Here is a 15,891-nt window from a genome sequence, read left to right as displayed (position 1 = left end):
ATGACCACGACGATCACCCGCATCCACGCCCGTGAAATCCTCGACTCGCGCGGCAACCCCACGCTGGAAGCCGAAGTCACCCTGGGCGGTGGCGCATTCGGCCGGGCCGCGGTACCCAGCGGCGCCTCGACCGGGTCGCGCGAAGCGGTCGAACTGCGCGACGGCGACAAGGCGCGCTACGGCGGCAAGGGCGTGACCAAGGCGGTGGCCAACGTCAACGGCGCCATTGCCGATGCTTTGAAGGGCTTCGACGCGGCCGACCAGAAGGGCCTGGACGCCAAGCTGATCGCGCTGGACGGCACCCCGAACAAGGGCAAGCTCGGCGCCAACGCCCTGCTGGGCGTATCGATGGCCGCGGCCCACGCCGTGGCCGCCTCGCGCGGCGAGCCGCTGTGGAAGTACCTCTCGCACGGCAAGCCGGGCAGCCTGCCGGTGCCGATGATGAACATCGTCAACGGTGGCGCGCACGCGGACAACAACGTCGACGTGCAGGAATTCATGATCCTTCCGGTGGGCGTGGCGAACTTCGCCGAAGCGCTGCGCGCAGGTGCCGAGATCTTCCATGCGCTCAAGAGCGTGCTCAAGGGCAAGGGCCTGAACACTGCGGTGGGCGACGAGGGCGGCTTCGCGCCGAACCTGCGCTCCAACATCGAGGCGCTGGACACGATCCTCGAGGCGGTCGGCAAGGCCGGCTACAAGGTCGGCTCCGAGATCCTGCTGGGCCTGGACGTGGCAAGCTCCGAGTTCTTCAAGAGCGGCAAGTACGACCTCGAAGGCGAGGGCAAGGCCTACGCGCCGGAGCAGTTCGTCGACCTGCTGGCCGGCTGGGCCAAGCAATACCCGATCGTGACCATCGAGGATGGCATGGCCGAGGGCGACTGGGACGGCTGGAAGCTGCTCACCGACAGGATCGGCAAGGAAGTGCAGCTGGTCGGCGACGACCTGTTCGTGACCAACCCGTCGATCTTCCGCGAGGGCATCAAGAAGCACATCGCCAACGCGATCCTGATCAAGGTCAACCAGATCGGCACGCTGTCCGAGACGCTGGAAGCCATTGCCATGGCGGACGCAGCCAAATACGCGGCGGTGGTCTCGCACCGCTCGGGCGAAACCGAGGACACCACCATTTCGGACATCGCCGTGGCGACCACCGCCACGCAGATCAAGACCGGCTCGCTCTGCCGCACCGACCGCGTGGCCAAGTACAACCAGCTGCTGCGCATCGAAGAGGCCCTGGGCAACGCCGCCCGCTACGCCGGCCGCGACGCTTTCCCCAACCTCGCCCGCCTGCCGGGCTGACGCGGAGCCTGCACCGTCCATGCTGCGCTGGATCGCCCTGGTCCTACTCCTGATCCTGATCGGCCTGCAGCTGAAGCTGTGGACCGGCAGCGGCGGCATGCACGAAGTGCAGGCGCTGCGCACGGCGGTGACCCGGCAACACGCCGACAACGAGCGGCTGACGCAACGCAACCAGGCGCTGGCGGCAGACGTCAGCGACCTGAAGCACGGCGAGCAGGCGGTCGAGGCGCGTGCCCGCGCCGAGCTGGGGCTGATCAAGCCCGGCGAGACTTTCTACCAGGTAGTCGAACGACCGGCGGGAAGCGCCAGTGCCAGTGCGCCGACATCCGGCGACAACGGCGGACACTGACGTGGCCCCGCTGTGGTGCGTGATACCGGCCGCCGGACGCGGCACCCGGGTCGGCGGCGACTGCCCCAAGCAGTACCTGCCGCTGGCGGGGCGCGCCTTGATAATGCACACGATCGAGCGGCTGGCGGCGCATCCGCGCATCGCCGGTCTGCTGGTAGTGCTGGCGGCCGACGACGCGCGCTGGCCGGGCGTCGACAGCCTGCACGGCAAGCCGGTGTTCACCACGATCGGTGGCGGCGAGCGTGCCGATTCGGTGCTGGCCGGCTTGCGCGCGTTGCCGATCGGGGTGGGGGCCGGCGATTTCGTGCTGGTGCACGATGCAGCGCGTCCCTGCGTGCGTGCCACCGACATCGACCGGCTGCTCGACGCTGCTTCGGCCGGTGACGGTGGGCTGCTTGGCGCGCCGCTGCGCGACACCCTGAAACGCGCCGACGAGCAAGGCTGTAGCCGCCTCACCGAGCCGCGAGAGCATCGCTGGCGCGCCTTCACGCCGCAGATGTTCCGTCGCGGGCAGCTTGTGGTGGCACTCGAGGCAGCCAGCCAGCAGGGTGTGCTGGTCAGCGACGAGGCGATGGCAATGGAGCGGGCAGGTTACGCGCCGTTGCTGGTGGAAGGCGCAGAAGACAACATCAAGGTGACCACGGCAGCGGACTTTGCGCTGGCCGAGTTCCTGCTGACGAGGACCGCGTGATGCGCATAGGCCAGGGCTTCGACGTGCACGCATTCGGTGAGGGCGACTTCGTCGTGCTCGGCGGCGTGCGCGTGCCGCACCATCGCGGCGTGGTCGCGCACTCGGACGGCGACGTGGTGATCCATGCCCTGTGCGACGCCATTTTCGGCGCGCTGGCGCTGGGCGACATCGGCAGGCACTTCCCGCCATCGGACGAGCGCTGGCGCGGTGCCGACAGCCGCCGGTTCCTGCGCCACGCGGCCCTGCTGATGTCGCACCACAACTACGCGCTGGGCAACGCCGACGTGACCGTCATCGGCGAGTCGCCCAAGGTCGGCCCTCATGCGGAGGCGATGCGCGCCATCCTGGCCGAGGACCTTTCTTGCGACGTCGGGCGCATCAGCATCAAGGCCACCACCACCGAAAAGCTCGGCTTCGCCGGCCGCGGCGAGGGCATCGCAGCGCAGGCCTGCGTGCTGCTGGAGCGCGCGTGAGCGAGGCCGAGGCCCGCGGCACACACCGGCTGCACGAGCAGCTCGAAGCCATCACCGCCTTGCTCGCGCGGCTGGTCGAGGACCCCACGCCAGCGCACCATGCCGAGCTGCAGCAACGGCTCGATGAGCTGCACCCGGCCGACATTGCCTTCGTGCTGGAGGCGCTGCCGCTGGATGAGCGCCTGGCCGTCTGGCAACGGGTGAAGGCCGATCGCGATGGCGAAATCCTGCTGGAAGTCTCCGACGCGGTGCGCGAATCGCTGATCGCGGACATGGACCCGCGCGAGATCCTCGCCGCGGTCGAGCCGCTGGACGCGGACGAGCTGGCCGACCTGGTCGAGGACCTGCCGACCGAGGTGCTGCCCGAGCTGATGGCCAGCCTGGACGCGCAGCAGCGCGAGCGGGTGCAGTCGGCGTTGTCGTGGGAGGACGACCAGGTCGGTGCGCTGATGGACTTCGAGATGGTCACGATCCGCGAGGACGTGAGCCTGGAGACCGTGCTGCGCTACCTGCGCCGCTTCGACGAGCTGCCTGCGCAGACCGACAAGTTGTTCGTCATCAACCAGGACAACCTTCTCACTGGCGTGCTGCCGCTGCACTGGCTGCTGGTCAATCCGCCCGAGACGATGGTAAGCGCCGTGATGGCGCCGGACGTCAACACGTTCCATCCAGGCGACGACGTCTACGAAGTGGCGCAGGCGTTCGAGCGCTACGACCTGGTGACCGCGCCGGTGGTGGACGATGCGGGCCGGTTGATCGGGCGCATCACGGTCGATGCGATGGTCGACGTGATCCGCGAGGAAAGCGAAAGCGAGGCACTGAGCCGCGTCGGCCTGCGCGAGGAGGAAGACATCTTCGCCTCGGTGTGGGCATCCTTGCGCAACCGGTGGTCATGGCTGGCGATCAACCTGGTGACCGCGTTCATCGCCTCGCGCGTGATCGGCCTGTTCGAGGGAGCGATCGAGAAGCTGGTGGCGCTGGCGACGCTGATGCCGATCGTCGCCGGCATCGGCGGCAACTCCGGCAACCAGACCATCACCATGATCGTGCGTGCGCTGGCGCTCAACCAGATCACGCCCGACAGCGCCAAGCGGCTGTGGCGCAAGGAACTGGCCGTATCGCTGTTCAACGGCCTGGTCTGGGGCGGCGTGATCGGCGTGGTGGCGTGGCTGCTGTACGAGAACGTCGCCCTGGGCGTGGTGATGACCGCCGCGATGACGCTCAACCTGCTGCTGGCGGCTTTCTGCGGTGTCGGTATACCGATGCTGATGATGAAGGCCGGGCGCGATCCGGCGCTGGGGTCCAGCGTGCTGATCACGGCGATGACCGACAGCGGTGGGTTCTTCATTTTCCTGGGGCTGGCAACGTTGTTCCTGATGTAGCCGGCCATTGCGCCGCGTCAATGTTGCGTCCGCCGACCACAGCTTCCGCCTTCGAGCGTTGCCCCGGAAAGGCGAAGACCCTTCATCTCAGCCACACGTCACCATGCGTTCTCCCGCTTTTGTGGGGTGACGTCCCCGCGAACGAAGAAACGAACGAAGAAACTTTACTTATGCACGAGCTCCCCTACGCCCACGGCAACCCCCCACTCACCGCCCGCCTGCGCACGACGCCGGAGGACTTCCAGGTCGAGGAAATCCTCGGCTACGACGCCGACGGCACGGGCGAACACGCGCTGCTGTGGGTGGAAAAGCGCGGCGCCAATACCGACTGGGTGGCACGTGAGCTGGCGCGCTTCGCCGGCGTGGCGCCGGTGGCCGTGGGCTACGCGGGCCTGAAGGACCGCCACGCAGTCACCCGCCAGGCATTCACCGTCCAGTTGGCCGGCAAGCCCGATCCGGACTGGTCGGCCTTCCCGCACACGGAAGTGAAGGTGCTTGCGTCTACCCGCCACAGCCGCAAGCTCAAGCGCGGCGCGCTGCGCGGCAACCGCTTCGGGCTGGTGCTGCGCGACGTGCAGGGTGATCGCGCCGTCGCCGAACGGGTGCTCGGGGCCATCGCCGCTCGGGGTGTGCCCAACTATTTTGGCGAACAGCGTTTCGGCCGCGAAGGCGGCAACGTAGCCCAGGCACGGGCGATGTTCGCCGGCCGTCGCGTCGATCGGGACAAGCGAAGCTTCCTGCTCTCGGCTGCCCGCTCGCACATCTTCAATGGCGTGCTGGCCGCCCGCGTGGAGCAGGACGCCTGGGAGGCGCCGCTGGAGGGCGAGATCTGGTCGCTTGCCGGGTCGCGCTCGTGGTTCGGCCCGGAACCGTTCGATGCCACCCTGGCCGAGCGCCTGGCGCGGGGTGATATCCATCCTTCCGGCCCGCTGTGGGGCCAGGGCGAGCCGCCCACCACCGGCGAGGCCGGCGCACTGGAGCGCGAGGTGGCTGCGCGCGACATCGACCTGGCCGAAGGTCTGGCTGCCGCGCGCATGGATCAGGAGCGCCGGCCAACGCGCCTGCTTCCGCAACAGCTGACTTGGCGCTGGTCGGGTGACGATGCGCTGGAGGTCGCCTTCGAACTGCCCGCCGGCGCGTACGCCACCGTGGTGGTGCGGGAGCTGGCGCAGGCCTGATCTTGCGCGCCGCGATGCGTGGGAGTCCTCCCGTGCGGGCGCCGGTGCTCCCGGCTCAGGTGCGCTCCGACAGGGGATCAGCTGTTCTTCAGCAGCACAATCACTGCGCCGGTGCCGCCTTGCGCGGGTTTGGCCGAGGCGAAGGCGACCACGTCGTCGCGCCGGCGCAGCAGCCGGTCGGTGAGCGCCTTCAGTACCGGGCCGGCGGCCTTCGAGCGCAGGCCCTTGCCGTGCACGATGCGCACGCAGCGCAATCCGTGCTGGCGGGCCTCGGCCAGGAAGCTGGCGATGCTCGATTGCGCGGCGGCGGTGTTCATGTGGTGAAGGTCCAGTTCGTCCTGGATGCTGAACTGGCCGCGCTTGAGCTGTCGCAGCAGGCGCGGCTGGTAGCCGTCACGCAGGTAGCTGAGCTCTTCGCCGACCTCCATCACTGCGGGATCGAAGGCCAGTTCGAGCAGCTCGCCGGGCACGGCGGCCTCGTCCGCTTCCAGCATGTGTGCACGCGGCTCCGGCCGCGGCGCGGGCGGCGGGGGCGTGTCCGCGCGGATCTCGCGCACCGGCCCGATGGCATCGCGGAACAGGCGGATGTCGTCCTCGTCGGGCTGGATGGGCGTGAGCCGCTTCTTCATGGGGGCATGCTAGCAAGTGCGTACGACGGCGACTTTGTATCGTGCCGTGAAACAGGTGGGCCGCTCCGGTAGACTCGCAAGGATTCGGAGCGCGTCCGACGGGTGCGCGTTCGTGCACTTGTCGACGGAACATCATGCGAGTCCTGGTAAGCAACGACGATGGCGTGGATGCCCCTGGCATTCGCGTGTTGGCCGAATGTCTGGCCGCGGTGGGGCAGGTGACGGTGGTGGCGCCCGATCGCGACCGTTCCGGCGCCAGCAATTCGCTCACCCTGGATGCGCCCATCCGCGCGCTGAGGATGGAGGACGGCCGCTATCGCGTCGCCGGCACCCCCACCGATTGCGTGCACCTGGCGCTGGCCGGGCTGCTCGACCACGAGCCGGACATCGTGGTTTCCGGCATCAACAATTCCTCCAACCTAGGCGACGACGTGATCTATTCGGGCACGGTCTCGGCCGCGATGGAGGGGCGCTTTCTGGGCTTGCCGGCGATCGCCGTGTCGCTGGTCAGTCGTGACCACAAGGGCGAGCACTATGAGTCCGCCGCGCAAGCGGTGCTCATCCTGATGCGGCGGCTGCTGGTCGATCCGCTGCCTGCCGACACCATCCTCAACGTCAACGTCCCGGACCGGCCCTGGCGGGAGATCCACGGATTCGAGGTGACGCGGCTGGGCAAGCGGCACCGTTCGGCGCCATGCATCGCGCAGACCGATCCACGCGGCAAGCCGATCTGGTGGATCGGGCCCGCCGGCGGCGCCGAGGACGATGGCCCGGGCACCGACTTCGACGCGGTCCGCCGCGGCTATGTCTCGGTGACGCCGATCCACGTCGACCTCACCCGCTACCAGGCGCTGGAAAAGATCAGCGGCTGGATGCAGGCGATGACGGACGCGATGGACGAGAAGGCGGCCTGAAGCGATGACGATGAACATCCATCCGTTGCCGCCTTCGGCATTCAAGGGCGAGGGGATGACCTCGCAGCGTGCGCGCGACCGGCTCGCCGCGACGCTCAAGGAAAGCGGAATCCGCGACCCGCGCGTCATCGAAGTGATCCGCAATACGCCGCGCCATCATTTCATCGACCAGGCGTTGCACTCGCGCGCGTACGAAAACACCGCGCTGCCGATCGGCCACGGCCAGACCATTTCGCAGCCGTGGGTGGTGGCGCGCATGACCGAGGCGCTGCTCGAGCACTTCAACGGCGGCGTGCCGCAGAAAGTGCTCGAGATCGGCACGGGCTCGGGCTACCAGGCGGTAGTGCTGGCGGCGCTGGTCGGTCAGGTGTTCACGGTCGAGCGCATCGAGGAGCTGCTGCGCCAGGCGCGCCGGCGCTTCCGTCAGCTGGGCCTGGCCAATGTGCGTTCGCGCCACGACGACGGCAAGCTGGGCTGGCCCGACCAGGCGCCCTTCGACGCGATCATCCTCACCGCCGCGGGTGATGCGATCCCGAGCCAGGTGCTCGACCAGCTCTCCCCGGACGGTGTGCTGGTGGCGCCGGTGGGGTCGCCGAGCAGCCAGACGCTGTTGCGCATCCGTGGCGACGGACAAGGCGACTTCATCCAGGAAGAACTCGGCGCGGTCAGCTTCGTGCCGCTGCTCGGCGGCATCGGCTGATGCCACCCCTCCGGCGAGAAGGAATCCTCTAGATGCGCCTGTTTGGGACGCTCTATTCGCGTGCGCTGAGCTGGGCACGCGATCCACGGGCCGTTTACTACCTGTGCGGATTGAGCTTCGTCGAAGCCTTCATTTTTCCGATCATGCCGGAAGTGATGTTGGCGCCGATGATGCTCGGCAAGCGGCACAAGGCATTCTTCTACGCCAATCTGAGCCTGCTGTTCTCGCTGCTCGGCTCGCTGGTGGGTTACGCGCTCGGGCATTGGGCGTTCCAGGCGCTGCAACCGCTGCTGGCCTCGCTGCATCTGCTCGATCCGATCGAGCAGGGCGTGGCCAGCCTGCGTGCGCAGATGAACCAGCACTGGCTGGGCCTGCTGCTGGTGCTCACGCTGGCCGCGCTGCAGCCGGTGGTACCGATGAAGTTCGTCACCTGGGCGTCGGGCATCGTCGGCGTGCCGGTGATCCCATTCCTGCTCTGCATGGCGGTCGGCCGTGGCAAGCGCGTGTGGTTGCTGGCGCTGCTAATCCGCCTGTTTGGCGAACGCGCCGAACGGCTGTTGCACAAGCACATCGAGCGCATCGGCTGGGCAGCGATCGTCGTGCTGGCGTTGCTGCTCGCGTGGTGGATCTGGCTGCGTTGAGCGGCGGTCGTTTCGTGAAATCGGCGTGTCGGCTGGGTATGCTGGTCGGTATGACGAAATGGACGCGCTTCGCGGCGGCATGCATGGCCGCGCTTCTCCTAGCCGCTTGCGGCCGGTCGGTCGTGGTCCAGCCCAACGGCCGTGCCGAGCCGGCGCGTACTTCAGTGGCGGCGCCTCGAATCGCGGCGGCCGGCAGTTACCGCGTGGTGCGCGGGGATACGTTGTATTCGATCGCGTTCCGCCATGGGTTGGATTTTCGCGACCTGGCGGCGTGGAATGGCATCGCTGCGCCATTCATAATATGGCCTGGCCAGGAGTTGCGGTTGTCGCCCGGCAGCCGCAGTAGCGGGCGGCGGCCCGTTGCATCCGCACCACAGGTCGTCCGTCGCCCGGCGCCGGTGTTCAAGCCGGTCAAGCCGATGCCGTCGCACGCGGCACCGGCCGTGGCGGGTACCGCACCCGTCCCGGCGCCGGCGGCTGCCACTCCCGCGCCGCCTGGAGCGCCCGTATCGCCCGCGCCCACGGGCGCCACGCACAGCGCCGGCGGTGTGAACTGGCGCTGGCCGGCCGATGGCGCGCTGATCAAGAAATTCCAGAGCGGGGATGCCATTCCCGGCATCGAGCTGGCCGGCAAGGCTGGCGATCCGGTGCGGGCGGCGGCCGATGGCGTAGTGGTCTACAGCGGCAATGGCCTGGTCGGCTACGGCGAGCTGATCATCATCAAGCACAACGACGACTTCCTGTCGGCGTACGGCCACAACCGCAAGCGGCTGGTGAAGGAAGGCCAGCGGGTGAGCGCCGGGCAGCTGATCGCCGAGATGGGCTCGACCGGAGCGCCACGCGATGAACTGCAGTTCCAGATCCGGCGCGACGGCAATCCGGTCGATCCGCTGGATTACCTGCCGACGCGGTAAGGCGGGGGATCAGTCCGAGGACTCGGTCCGCGGCAGGATAAACGCGGCCACCACCCGCCGCCCCTCGCTGGCGAGCAGATCGTAGGTGCGCGCCGCCGCGGCGTTGTCCATCACTTCGATACCGACGCCCTTGCGCAGGAAGCCGGCCATGAAGGCGGCCGACGGGAAGCGCTGGCGCACGCCGGTGCCGAGCAGCACCAGTTCCGGCTCGAGCGCGCGCACCGCTTCGCCAGCGCCTTCGTCGAGCGCCGTCACGTCGTCGACCGCCCATGGCTCGACCACCTTGTCGGGAGCCAGCAGGAAACTCGTCTGCAACTCCCGGTCCACCACCGTGATCGAGCGCTCGCCCACACGACGGATGAACAGGTAACCCTCGGGGCGTTCGAGCGAAAGATCCATCAGCGGGGCAGGGCGAGCTTCGGCTCGTCCTCGTTGCGTCGGAACAGGGTCACGGTGTGGCCGATTTGCTGCACGTTCTCCGCGCCGGTACCTTCGATCAAATAGCCGATCTGCGCGTCGCGCTCGTCCTTGTCGCCACCGGAGAGCTTGATCTTGACCAGCTCGTGGTGGCTCAGCGCCAGGTCCAGCTCCTTGAGCACGGCCGGCGTCGCGCCCTTGGCACCGAGCAGGATCACCGGGTGCAGGTCGTGGGCGAGGCTGCGCAGGTAGCGACGCTGGGAAGGAGAGATCGGCATGCGGGAAGGGTCCACGATTCGCGGTCAGGGGGCCGTAAAGGGTATCATGCGGGCGTCTTTCCCCCATCGGTGGCCCCTGCCGCATGTCCCGCAGCAAAAGCAGCTCCCGATGGCTTCGGGAGCACTTCGACGACGTCTACGTGAAGAAGGCGCAGGCCGAGGGGTTGCGTTCGCGCGCGGTGTTCAAGCTGGAGGAGCTGGTCGATCGCGACCGCCTGCTCAAGCCGGGCATGCGCGTGGTCGACCTGGGTGCGGCTCCCGGGGGCTGGTCGCAGCTGGTGCGCCAACGGCTGGGCGACACCGGGACGGTGATCGCGCTGGACATACTGCCGATGCAGGGCATCGCCGGCGTCGATTTCATCGAGGGCGACTTTCGCGAGGATGCCGTGTTGCGCCAGCTGGAGCAGCACCTGGGTGGCCAGAGCGTCGATCTTGTACTGTCGGACATGGCCCCCAATATGAGCGGAGTGGCGCTCGCCGATCAGATCCGTGCGATGGACCTGGCCGAACTGGCGCTGGATTTTTCCCGGCAGTGGCTCAAGCCGGGCGGCGCCTTCCTGATCAAGCTGTTCCAGGGCGCTGGCTTCGACGACTACCTGCGCAACTTGCGCGCGCAGTTCGCGCGCGTAACCATGCGTAAACCCAAGGCTTCGCGCGCACGTTCGCGTGAGGTATATGCGCTCGCCACCGGCAAGAAGGCCGGCGGCGGGCAGACGGACGAGACCCGCGCATGAACGAAATGGCTAAAAACCTGTTGCTCTGGCTGATCATCGCGGTGGTCCTGCTGACGGTGTTCCAGAGCTTCAATCCGCACGGCGGCTCCTCTTCCGATCTGCCGTATTCGAGCTTCGTGCAGAGTGTGGACAGCGGCAACGTCGCCAGTGCCACGATCAGCGCCGACAACCCGGCCACCATTACCGGCAAACTGAAGGACGGCAGCGCGTTCCGCACCGTCGCGCCCGTGCTCGGCTTCTCCACCAACGGCGTGGTCAAGCAGATGCAGGACAAGAACGTGGTGGTGACGCAGGAGCCGTCCAACAACGGCTTCTCGCTGCTGGGCCTGCTGGTCAACTGGTTGCCGATCATCCTGATCGTGGGCGTGTTCATCTGGTTCATGCGCCAGATGCAGGCCGGCGCTGGCGGGCGCGGGGCGATGAGCTTCGGCCGTTCGCGCGCCAAGCTGCAGGGTGAGGACCAGGTCAAGGTCAATTTCAGCGATGTCGCCGGCTGCGACGAGGCCAAGGAGGAGGTCGGCGAGCTGGTCGAGTTCCTGCGCGACCCCGGCAAGTTCCAGAAACTCGGCGGCAAGATTCCCCGCGGCGTGCTGATGGTCGGCCCGCCGGGCACCGGCAAGACCCTGCTGGCCAAGGCGATCGCGGGCGAGGCCAAGGTGCCGTTCTTCTCGATCTCCGGCTCGGACTTCGTCGAGATGTTCGTGGGCGTGGGCGCCAGCCGTGTGCGCGACATGTTCGAACAGGCCAAGAAGCATGCACCCTGCATCATCTTCATCGACGAGATCGATGCGGTCGGCCGCCATCGCGGCGCTGGCCTGGGGGGTGGCCATGACGAGCGCGAGCAGACGCTCAACCAGTTGCTGGTCGAGATGGACGGCTTCGAGGGCACCGAAGGCATCATTGTCATCGCGGCTACCAACCGTCCGGACGTGCTCGACCCTGCGCTGCTGCGCCCGGGCCGATTCGACCGCCAGGTGGTGGTCGGCCTGCCGGACGTGAAGGGCAGGGAGCAGATCCTCAAGGTGCACCTGCGCAAGGTGCCGACGGCCAGCGACGTCAACTCGATGGTGATCGCGCGTGGCACGCCTGGTTTTTCCGGTGCCGACCTGGCCAATCTGGTCAACGAGGCGGCGCTGTTCGCCGCGCGCGAGAACGCGCGCGAAGTGCGCATGAGCCACATGGACAAGGCGCGCGACAAGATTTTGATGGGCACCGAGCGCCGCTCGATGGCGATGAGCGAGGACGAGAAGCGCCTGACTGCCTACCACGAGGCCGGCCACGCCATCATCGGCCGCCTGGTGCCCGAGCATGACCCGGTCTACAAGGTCACCATCATCCCGCGCGGTCGTGCGCTGGGCGTGACCATGTACCTGCCCGAGGCCGACAAATACTCGATCAACCGCGTGGCCATCCAGTCGCAGCTTTGCTCGCTCTACGGTGGGCGCGTCGCGGAGGAATTGATCTTCGGCGCAGACAAGGTCACCACCGGCGCCTCCAACGACATCGAGCGGGCCACCAAGATGGCGCGCAACATGGTTACCAAGTGGGGCCTGTCCGATGAACTGGGACCGGTCACCTACGGTGAGGACGAGGACGAGGTGTTCCTGGGCCGCTCAGTCACGCAGCACAAGAACGTGTCCAACGAAACGGCGCGCCGGATCGATGAGGTGGTACGGGACATCCTCGACCGCGCCTACGCACGCAGCAAGCAGTTGCTGACGGACAATCTGGACAAGCTGCACGTCATGGCCGATGCGCTGTTGCAGTACGAAACCATCGATGCACGCCAGATCGACGACATCATGGCCGGGCGCCAGCCGGCCGAACCGGCGGACTGGTCCAAGCCTTCCACCGGTGGTTCGGTGCCGCCGAACCTGCCTCCGCGCGGTGACGCGGGAGCCCCCAAGCTCGGGGATCCGGCCACCCAGCCGCACGGCTGACGTATCGCGCCTTGCCGGCACGCAGGCAGGGCGCGGGAGGAATGCGCGACCCGTGCGGTGCGAGTGCGTTTGGACGTCCAAATGTATGGACGATGCGGAGGTCGCGGCGACGATCCACAGACGCGAAAGCGAAGAATTTTTGAAAAAGGTGTTGACGCCGTCGCGTCCGATCTGAATAATTCCGCTTCTTGCTTCGGCACCCATCGCTTCGGCGGCGGAGCCATCGCAAACAAGTTTTACCGCGCGCCCGTAGCTCAGTTGGATAGAGTACCAGGCTACGAACTTGGTGGTCGGGAGTTCGAATCTCTCCGGGCGCGCCATTTACATCGCAAGTCATGCTGTTCGCAACCTGACTTGTCCATCGGCGCTGTGGCGTCGGTGGGACCGGAACGGAAGTCCGGTGCGCTGGACACGGATTGACGAGGTGATGCGTCGCCCGTAGCATCCGAGGGCTTGGGTACGCGAAAGCGACCACGGGTTTGCTACGGGGTATAGCTCAGTCTGGTAGAGCGCCAGCTTTGGGAGCTGGATGTCGGGGGTTCGAATCCCTCTGCCCCGACCAGCAGGCGTTATGCTTCGGACATGCGCCTGTAGCTCAACCGGATAGAGCATCGGCCTTCTAAGCCGACGGTTGCAGGTTCGATTCCTGTCGGGCGCGCCAGCTTCATTTGAGTTTTATGGTGGGCGTAGCTCAGCTGGTTAGAGTCCCGGATTGTGATTCCGGATGTCGTGGGTTCGAATCCCATCGCTCACCCCAATTTCCAAGTTGCAAGGGCCGTTAGCTCAGCTGGTAGAGCAGTTGACTCTTAATCAATTGGTCGTAGGTTCGAATCCTACACGGCCCACCAATTAGGACAGGCGCCCGGGAAACCGGGCGCCTGTTTTCTTTCCGGCCTTGCCCTTCTCCCTTGAGCGAGGCCAGGAGGGGCGAGGTAGGGTTCTCGCGGGATGCGCTCCGGGACGGTTCCTGGCTAGCCTTGGGCCGTCAACCGGCGCTCTCTCCCGCGGAGACAGGGACCGACACCGCCGTGGAGACGGCATCAACAACCTGACGCCGGCCGGCTTGTGCTGGCCTGCCGCGCAACCGTAAAATGGCCTGCTTTGGCGTAAGGGAATCATCAACTTAGCGGGCCTGGGGTGCTTGGCCGAATTCCGTTTGGAATCCGCCGCTTCCAGCCGCGGGCGCGACGCGAAAGTGGCGGAACTGGTAGACGCACCAGATTTAGGTTCTGGCGGGTAACACCGTGCGGGTTCGAGTCCCGCCTTTCGCACCATTCCCTTATCAGTTTCTGCAAGGCCGGCGCGCACGCCGGCCCACTACGAGAGTCACCAGGAGTCGTCATGCAGTTTTCGGTTGAGAACGTCGGCAAGCTCGAGCGCAAGCTCACGGTGCGGTTCCCGGCGGAGCGGTTCGAATCGCAGGTCAGCGCGCGCATCGCCGAAATGGGCCGCACGGTCCGGCTGAAGGGCTTCCGTCCGGGCAAGGTGCCGGCGGCCGTGATCCAGCAGCGCTTTGGCTCGCAGGTGCGTGGCGAGGTCCTGTCCGACCTGATCGGCAGCACCCTGCGTGAAGCCTTCGAGAAGGAAAATCTGCGCCCGGTCGCCAACCCTTCGATCGATACCACCGGCAAGCCGGAAAACGGCGAGATCGCCTATACCGCCACCTTCGAGGTAATGCCGGAATTCCCCGAAATCGACGTGGCTGGGCTCGAAGTCAACCGACCGGTCGCTGAAGTGACGGATGCCGACATCGAGAAGATGATCGAAACCCTGCGCCTGCAGCGCCGCAGCTTCGACGTGGTCGAGCGCGCGTCGGCCGAGGGCGACTTCGTGATGTTCGAATACGCCGCCACCGCGGGCGACTACCGCTTCCCGGCCGAGGGCCTGGAGCGTGCCGGCAGCGTGCTCGGCTCGGGCACGCTGTTCAAGGCGCTGGACGAGGCGCTGGCCGGCCGCGCCGCAGGCGACGAATTCGAAACCGAAATCAACTTCCCGGCGGACTTCGGCAACCCGCAGCTGGCCGGCAAGACCGCCCAGGTGAGTTTCAAGATCGTCAAGGTGCAGGCGCCGAACCTGCCGGAAGTGAACGAAGAGTTCGCCAAGCTGTTCGGCATCGCCGACGGCAACCTGGACACTTTCCGCAAGGAAGTGCGCGCCAACCTCGAGCGCGAGCTCAAGGCGACCCTGATGGGCCGTCTGAAAGCCGAAGTGGCCGAAAGGCTGGCCGATGTCCACGGCGAGCTGGAGGTTCCCAACTTGATGGTGCAGTCCGAGGCGCACAATCTGGCCGCCGGCAGCGTGCCGCGTGGTCAGCAACCGCCGCCGCAGCTGATCGAAGCGGCCATGCCGATGGCCCGCAAGCGCGTGATCGCCGGTCTCCTGATGGGCGAGATTGCTCGCAAGCAGGAACTGAAGATCGACCGCAAGCGCGTAGCCGAGCAGCTGGCCGCGATCGCCTCGACCTACGAGGAGCCCGAAAAGGTCGTTGAACTCTACAACGCCGACCCCCAATTGATGTCTGGGCTGCAGAACCGCGTGATGGAAGACCAGGTGGCCGAGTGGGTGGCCGAGCACGCCAAGACCACCGAACAGCACCTGGCCTTCGACGAAGTGATGCGCCCGGCCGGCGCCTGAGCGACACTGCCAGGCACCATCATCAGGCCCGCCTGCGCGGGCCTCATCCGGAGAACAAGCACGCATGGCCATGGCCCCGATCCAGAACCTCAACCTGGTGCCGATCGTCGTCGAGCAGACCGCTCGCGGCGAGCGTTCCTATGACATCTACTCGCGTCTGCTGAAGGAGCGGGTGATCTTCCTGGTGGGCGAGGTCAACGACCAGGTCGCCAACGTGCTGATCGCGCAGATGCTGTTCCTGGAGTCGGAGAACCCCGACAAGGACATCCACCTGTACATCAACAGCCCCGGCGGTGCGGTCACCGCGGGCCTGGCGATCTACGACACCATGCAATTCATCAAGCCCGACGTCAGCACCATGTGCATCGGCCAGGCGTGCAGCGCCGGGTCGCTGCTGCTGATGGCAGGCGCCAAGGGCAAGCGCTTCTCGCTGCCCAACTCGCGCATCATGATCCACCAGCCCTCCGGCGGCGCCCAGGGGCAGGCCACCGACATCGAAATCCAGGCACGCGAGATCCTCTACATCCGCCAGCGGTTGAACCAGCTCTACGTAGACCACACTGGGCAGCCGCTGGAGAAGATCGAGCGCGACATGGAGCGCGACCGTTTCATGAACCCGGTCGAGGCCAAGGATTACGGCCTGATTGACCAGGTGCTCGACCGTCGCGGCGTCGAGACAGTCAAGTCGGCCTGATTCCCCACTGATCCGGTCGATCCA

17 protein-coding genes and 6 tRNA genes are annotated in these 15,891 nt (G+C 66.8%); 20 read left to right on the top strand and 3 right to left on the bottom strand.

The genetic code is table 11. The annotated features are described in order from the left end of the window. From eno to truD, 6 genes are all read left to right on the top strand, one after another. Positions 1 to 1,299, top strand: a complete 1,299-nt coding sequence (eno, locus tag BMZ38_RS08445; RefSeq protein WP_091336302.1) for a phosphopyruvate hydratase — start codon at positions 1 to 3, stop codon at positions 1,297 to 1,299. Positions 1,300 to 1,318: 19 nt separating this feature from the next. Continuing rightward, positions 1,319 to 1,648, top strand: coding sequence for a cell division protein FtsB (gene ftsB / locus BMZ38_RS08440; protein ID WP_091336300.1), 330 nt, complete (start codon positions 1,319 to 1,321; stop codon positions 1,646 to 1,648). A 1-nt stretch (position 1,649) separates the two neighbouring features. Then, a complete protein-coding gene (ispD, locus tag BMZ38_RS08435) occupies positions 1,650 to 2,339 on the top strand; it encodes a 2-C-methyl-D-erythritol 4-phosphate cytidylyltransferase (protein WP_091336297.1) in 690 nt (229 codons plus the stop codon). Next, positions 2,339 to 2,812 (top strand): 2-C-methyl-D-erythritol 2,4-cyclodiphosphate synthase, encoded by a 474-nt coding sequence (gene ispF, locus BMZ38_RS08430; protein WP_091336295.1) that lies wholly within the window; start codon positions 2,339 to 2,341, stop codon positions 2,810 to 2,812. Before ispD ends, ispF begins: the two co-directional genes overlap by 1 nt. Next, complete coding sequence (gene mgtE, locus BMZ38_RS08425; protein ID WP_091336294.1) at positions 2,809 to 4,194, top strand: magnesium transporter; 1,386 nt, start codon at positions 2,809 to 2,811, stop codon at positions 4,192 to 4,194. Before ispF ends, mgtE begins: the two co-directional genes overlap by 4 nt. A 170-nt stretch (positions 4,195 to 4,364) precedes the next feature. Next, complete coding sequence (truD, locus tag BMZ38_RS08420; protein WP_091336292.1) at positions 4,365 to 5,372, top strand: tRNA pseudouridine(13) synthase TruD; 1,008 nt, start codon at positions 4,365 to 4,367, stop codon at positions 5,370 to 5,372. A 77-nt stretch (positions 5,373 to 5,449) separates the two neighbouring features. On the opposite strand, the gene BMZ38_RS08415 is transcribed toward truD, so the two are convergent. After that, the gene (locus BMZ38_RS08415) at positions 5,450 to 6,001 is read right to left on the bottom strand and encodes a Smr/MutS family protein (RefSeq protein ID WP_091336290.1); all 552 of its coding nucleotides are present in this window, start codon (positions 5,999 to 6,001) and stop codon (positions 5,450 to 5,452) included. Between the two features lie 134 nt (positions 6,002 to 6,135). Between BMZ38_RS08415 and surE the strand changes: the two genes are divergently transcribed. The 4 genes from surE (at position 6,136) to BMZ38_RS08395 (ending at position 9,170) form a co-directional block, all read left to right on the top strand. Beyond that, positions 6,136 to 6,915 carry a 5'/3'-nucleotidase SurE gene (gene surE / locus BMZ38_RS08410; protein ID WP_091336288.1) on the top strand — a complete coding sequence of 260 codons (780 nt, stop codon included), beginning with the start codon at positions 6,136 to 6,138 and terminating at the stop codon, positions 6,913 to 6,915. Positions 6,916 to 6,925: 10 nt separating this feature from the next. Continuing rightward, complete coding sequence (locus tag BMZ38_RS08405) at positions 6,926 to 7,615, top strand: protein-L-isoaspartate(D-aspartate) O-methyltransferase (RefSeq protein ID WP_091336561.1); 690 nt, start codon at positions 6,926 to 6,928, stop codon at positions 7,613 to 7,615. A 32-nt stretch (positions 7,616 to 7,647) separates the two neighbouring features. Further along, entirely contained in the window at positions 7,648 to 8,256 is a 609-nt protein-coding gene (locus BMZ38_RS08400; RefSeq protein ID WP_091336285.1) for a YqaA family protein, read from the top strand. 83 nt (positions 8,257 to 8,339) lie between these two features. Next, entirely contained in the window at positions 8,340 to 9,170 is an 831-nt protein-coding gene (locus tag BMZ38_RS08395; protein WP_245747210.1) for a peptidoglycan DD-metalloendopeptidase family protein, read from the top strand. Positions 9,171 to 9,179: 9 nt separating this feature from the next. Here BMZ38_RS08395 and BMZ38_RS08390 read toward each other — a convergent pair whose 3' ends face one another. Together BMZ38_RS08390 and yhbY are read right to left on the bottom strand one after the other, a co-directional pair. Beyond that, complete coding sequence (locus BMZ38_RS08390; protein WP_091336281.1) at positions 9,180 to 9,569, bottom strand: Mth938-like domain-containing protein; 390 nt, start codon at positions 9,567 to 9,569, stop codon at positions 9,180 to 9,182. Continuing rightward, a complete protein-coding gene (gene yhbY, locus BMZ38_RS08385) occupies positions 9,569 to 9,865 on the bottom strand; it encodes a ribosome assembly RNA-binding protein YhbY (RefSeq protein ID WP_091336279.1) in 297 nt (98 codons plus the stop codon). Before yhbY ends, BMZ38_RS08390 begins: the two co-directional genes overlap by 1 nt. Before the next feature lie 83 nt (positions 9,866 to 9,948). Between yhbY and rlmE the strand changes: the two genes are divergently transcribed. From rlmE to clpP, 10 genes are all read left to right on the top strand, one after another. Then, the gene (gene rlmE, locus BMZ38_RS08380) at positions 9,949 to 10,599 is read left to right on the top strand and encodes a 23S rRNA (uridine(2552)-2'-O)-methyltransferase RlmE (protein WP_091336278.1); all 651 of its coding nucleotides are present in this window, start codon (positions 9,949 to 9,951) and stop codon (positions 10,597 to 10,599) included. Next, positions 10,596 to 12,539, top strand: a complete 1,944-nt coding sequence (gene ftsH / locus BMZ38_RS08375) for an ATP-dependent zinc metalloprotease FtsH (RefSeq protein WP_175483703.1) — start codon at positions 10,596 to 10,598, stop codon at positions 12,537 to 12,539. The genes rlmE and ftsH overlap by 4 nt, the downstream gene beginning before the upstream one ends. Positions 12,540 to 12,782: 243 nt before the next feature. After that, positions 12,783 to 12,859, top strand: a tRNA-Arg gene (locus BMZ38_RS08370). 165 nt (positions 12,860 to 13,024) lie between these two features. Continuing rightward, positions 13,025 to 13,101, top strand: a tRNA-Pro gene (locus BMZ38_RS08365). 22 nt (positions 13,102 to 13,123) lie between these two features. Further along, a tRNA-Arg gene (locus BMZ38_RS08360) sits at positions 13,124 to 13,200 on the top strand. A 19-nt stretch (positions 13,201 to 13,219) separates the two neighbouring features. Continuing rightward, positions 13,220 to 13,296: transfer RNA gene (locus BMZ38_RS08355), tRNA-His, on the top strand. Positions 13,297 to 13,311: 15 nt separating this feature from the next. Continuing rightward, positions 13,312 to 13,387, top strand: a tRNA-Lys gene (locus BMZ38_RS08350). Between the two features lie 341 nt (positions 13,388 to 13,728). Continuing rightward, positions 13,729 to 13,813: transfer RNA gene (locus BMZ38_RS08345), tRNA-Leu, on the top strand. 67 nt (positions 13,814 to 13,880) lie between these two features. Continuing rightward, on the top strand, positions 13,881 to 15,173 hold the full coding sequence (tig, locus tag BMZ38_RS08340) for a trigger factor (protein ID WP_091336276.1): 1,293 nt from the start codon (positions 13,881 to 13,883) through the stop codon (positions 15,171 to 15,173). Positions 15,174 to 15,237: 64 nt separating this feature from the next. Beyond that, a complete protein-coding gene (gene clpP, locus BMZ38_RS08335; RefSeq protein ID WP_091336274.1) occupies positions 15,238 to 15,867 on the top strand; it encodes an ATP-dependent Clp endopeptidase proteolytic subunit ClpP in 630 nt (209 codons plus the stop codon). The last annotated feature ends 24 nt before the right edge of the window (positions 15,868 to 15,891 follow it).

The sequence above is a fragment of the Frateuria terrea genome (assembly GCF_900115705.1).
Lineage (GTDB): Bacteria > Pseudomonadota > Gammaproteobacteria > Xanthomonadales > Rhodanobacteraceae > Frateuria_A > Frateuria_A terrea.
Note: the sequence above shows the minus strand (reverse complement) of the source record. Positions and strands in the feature narration are given on the sequence as shown.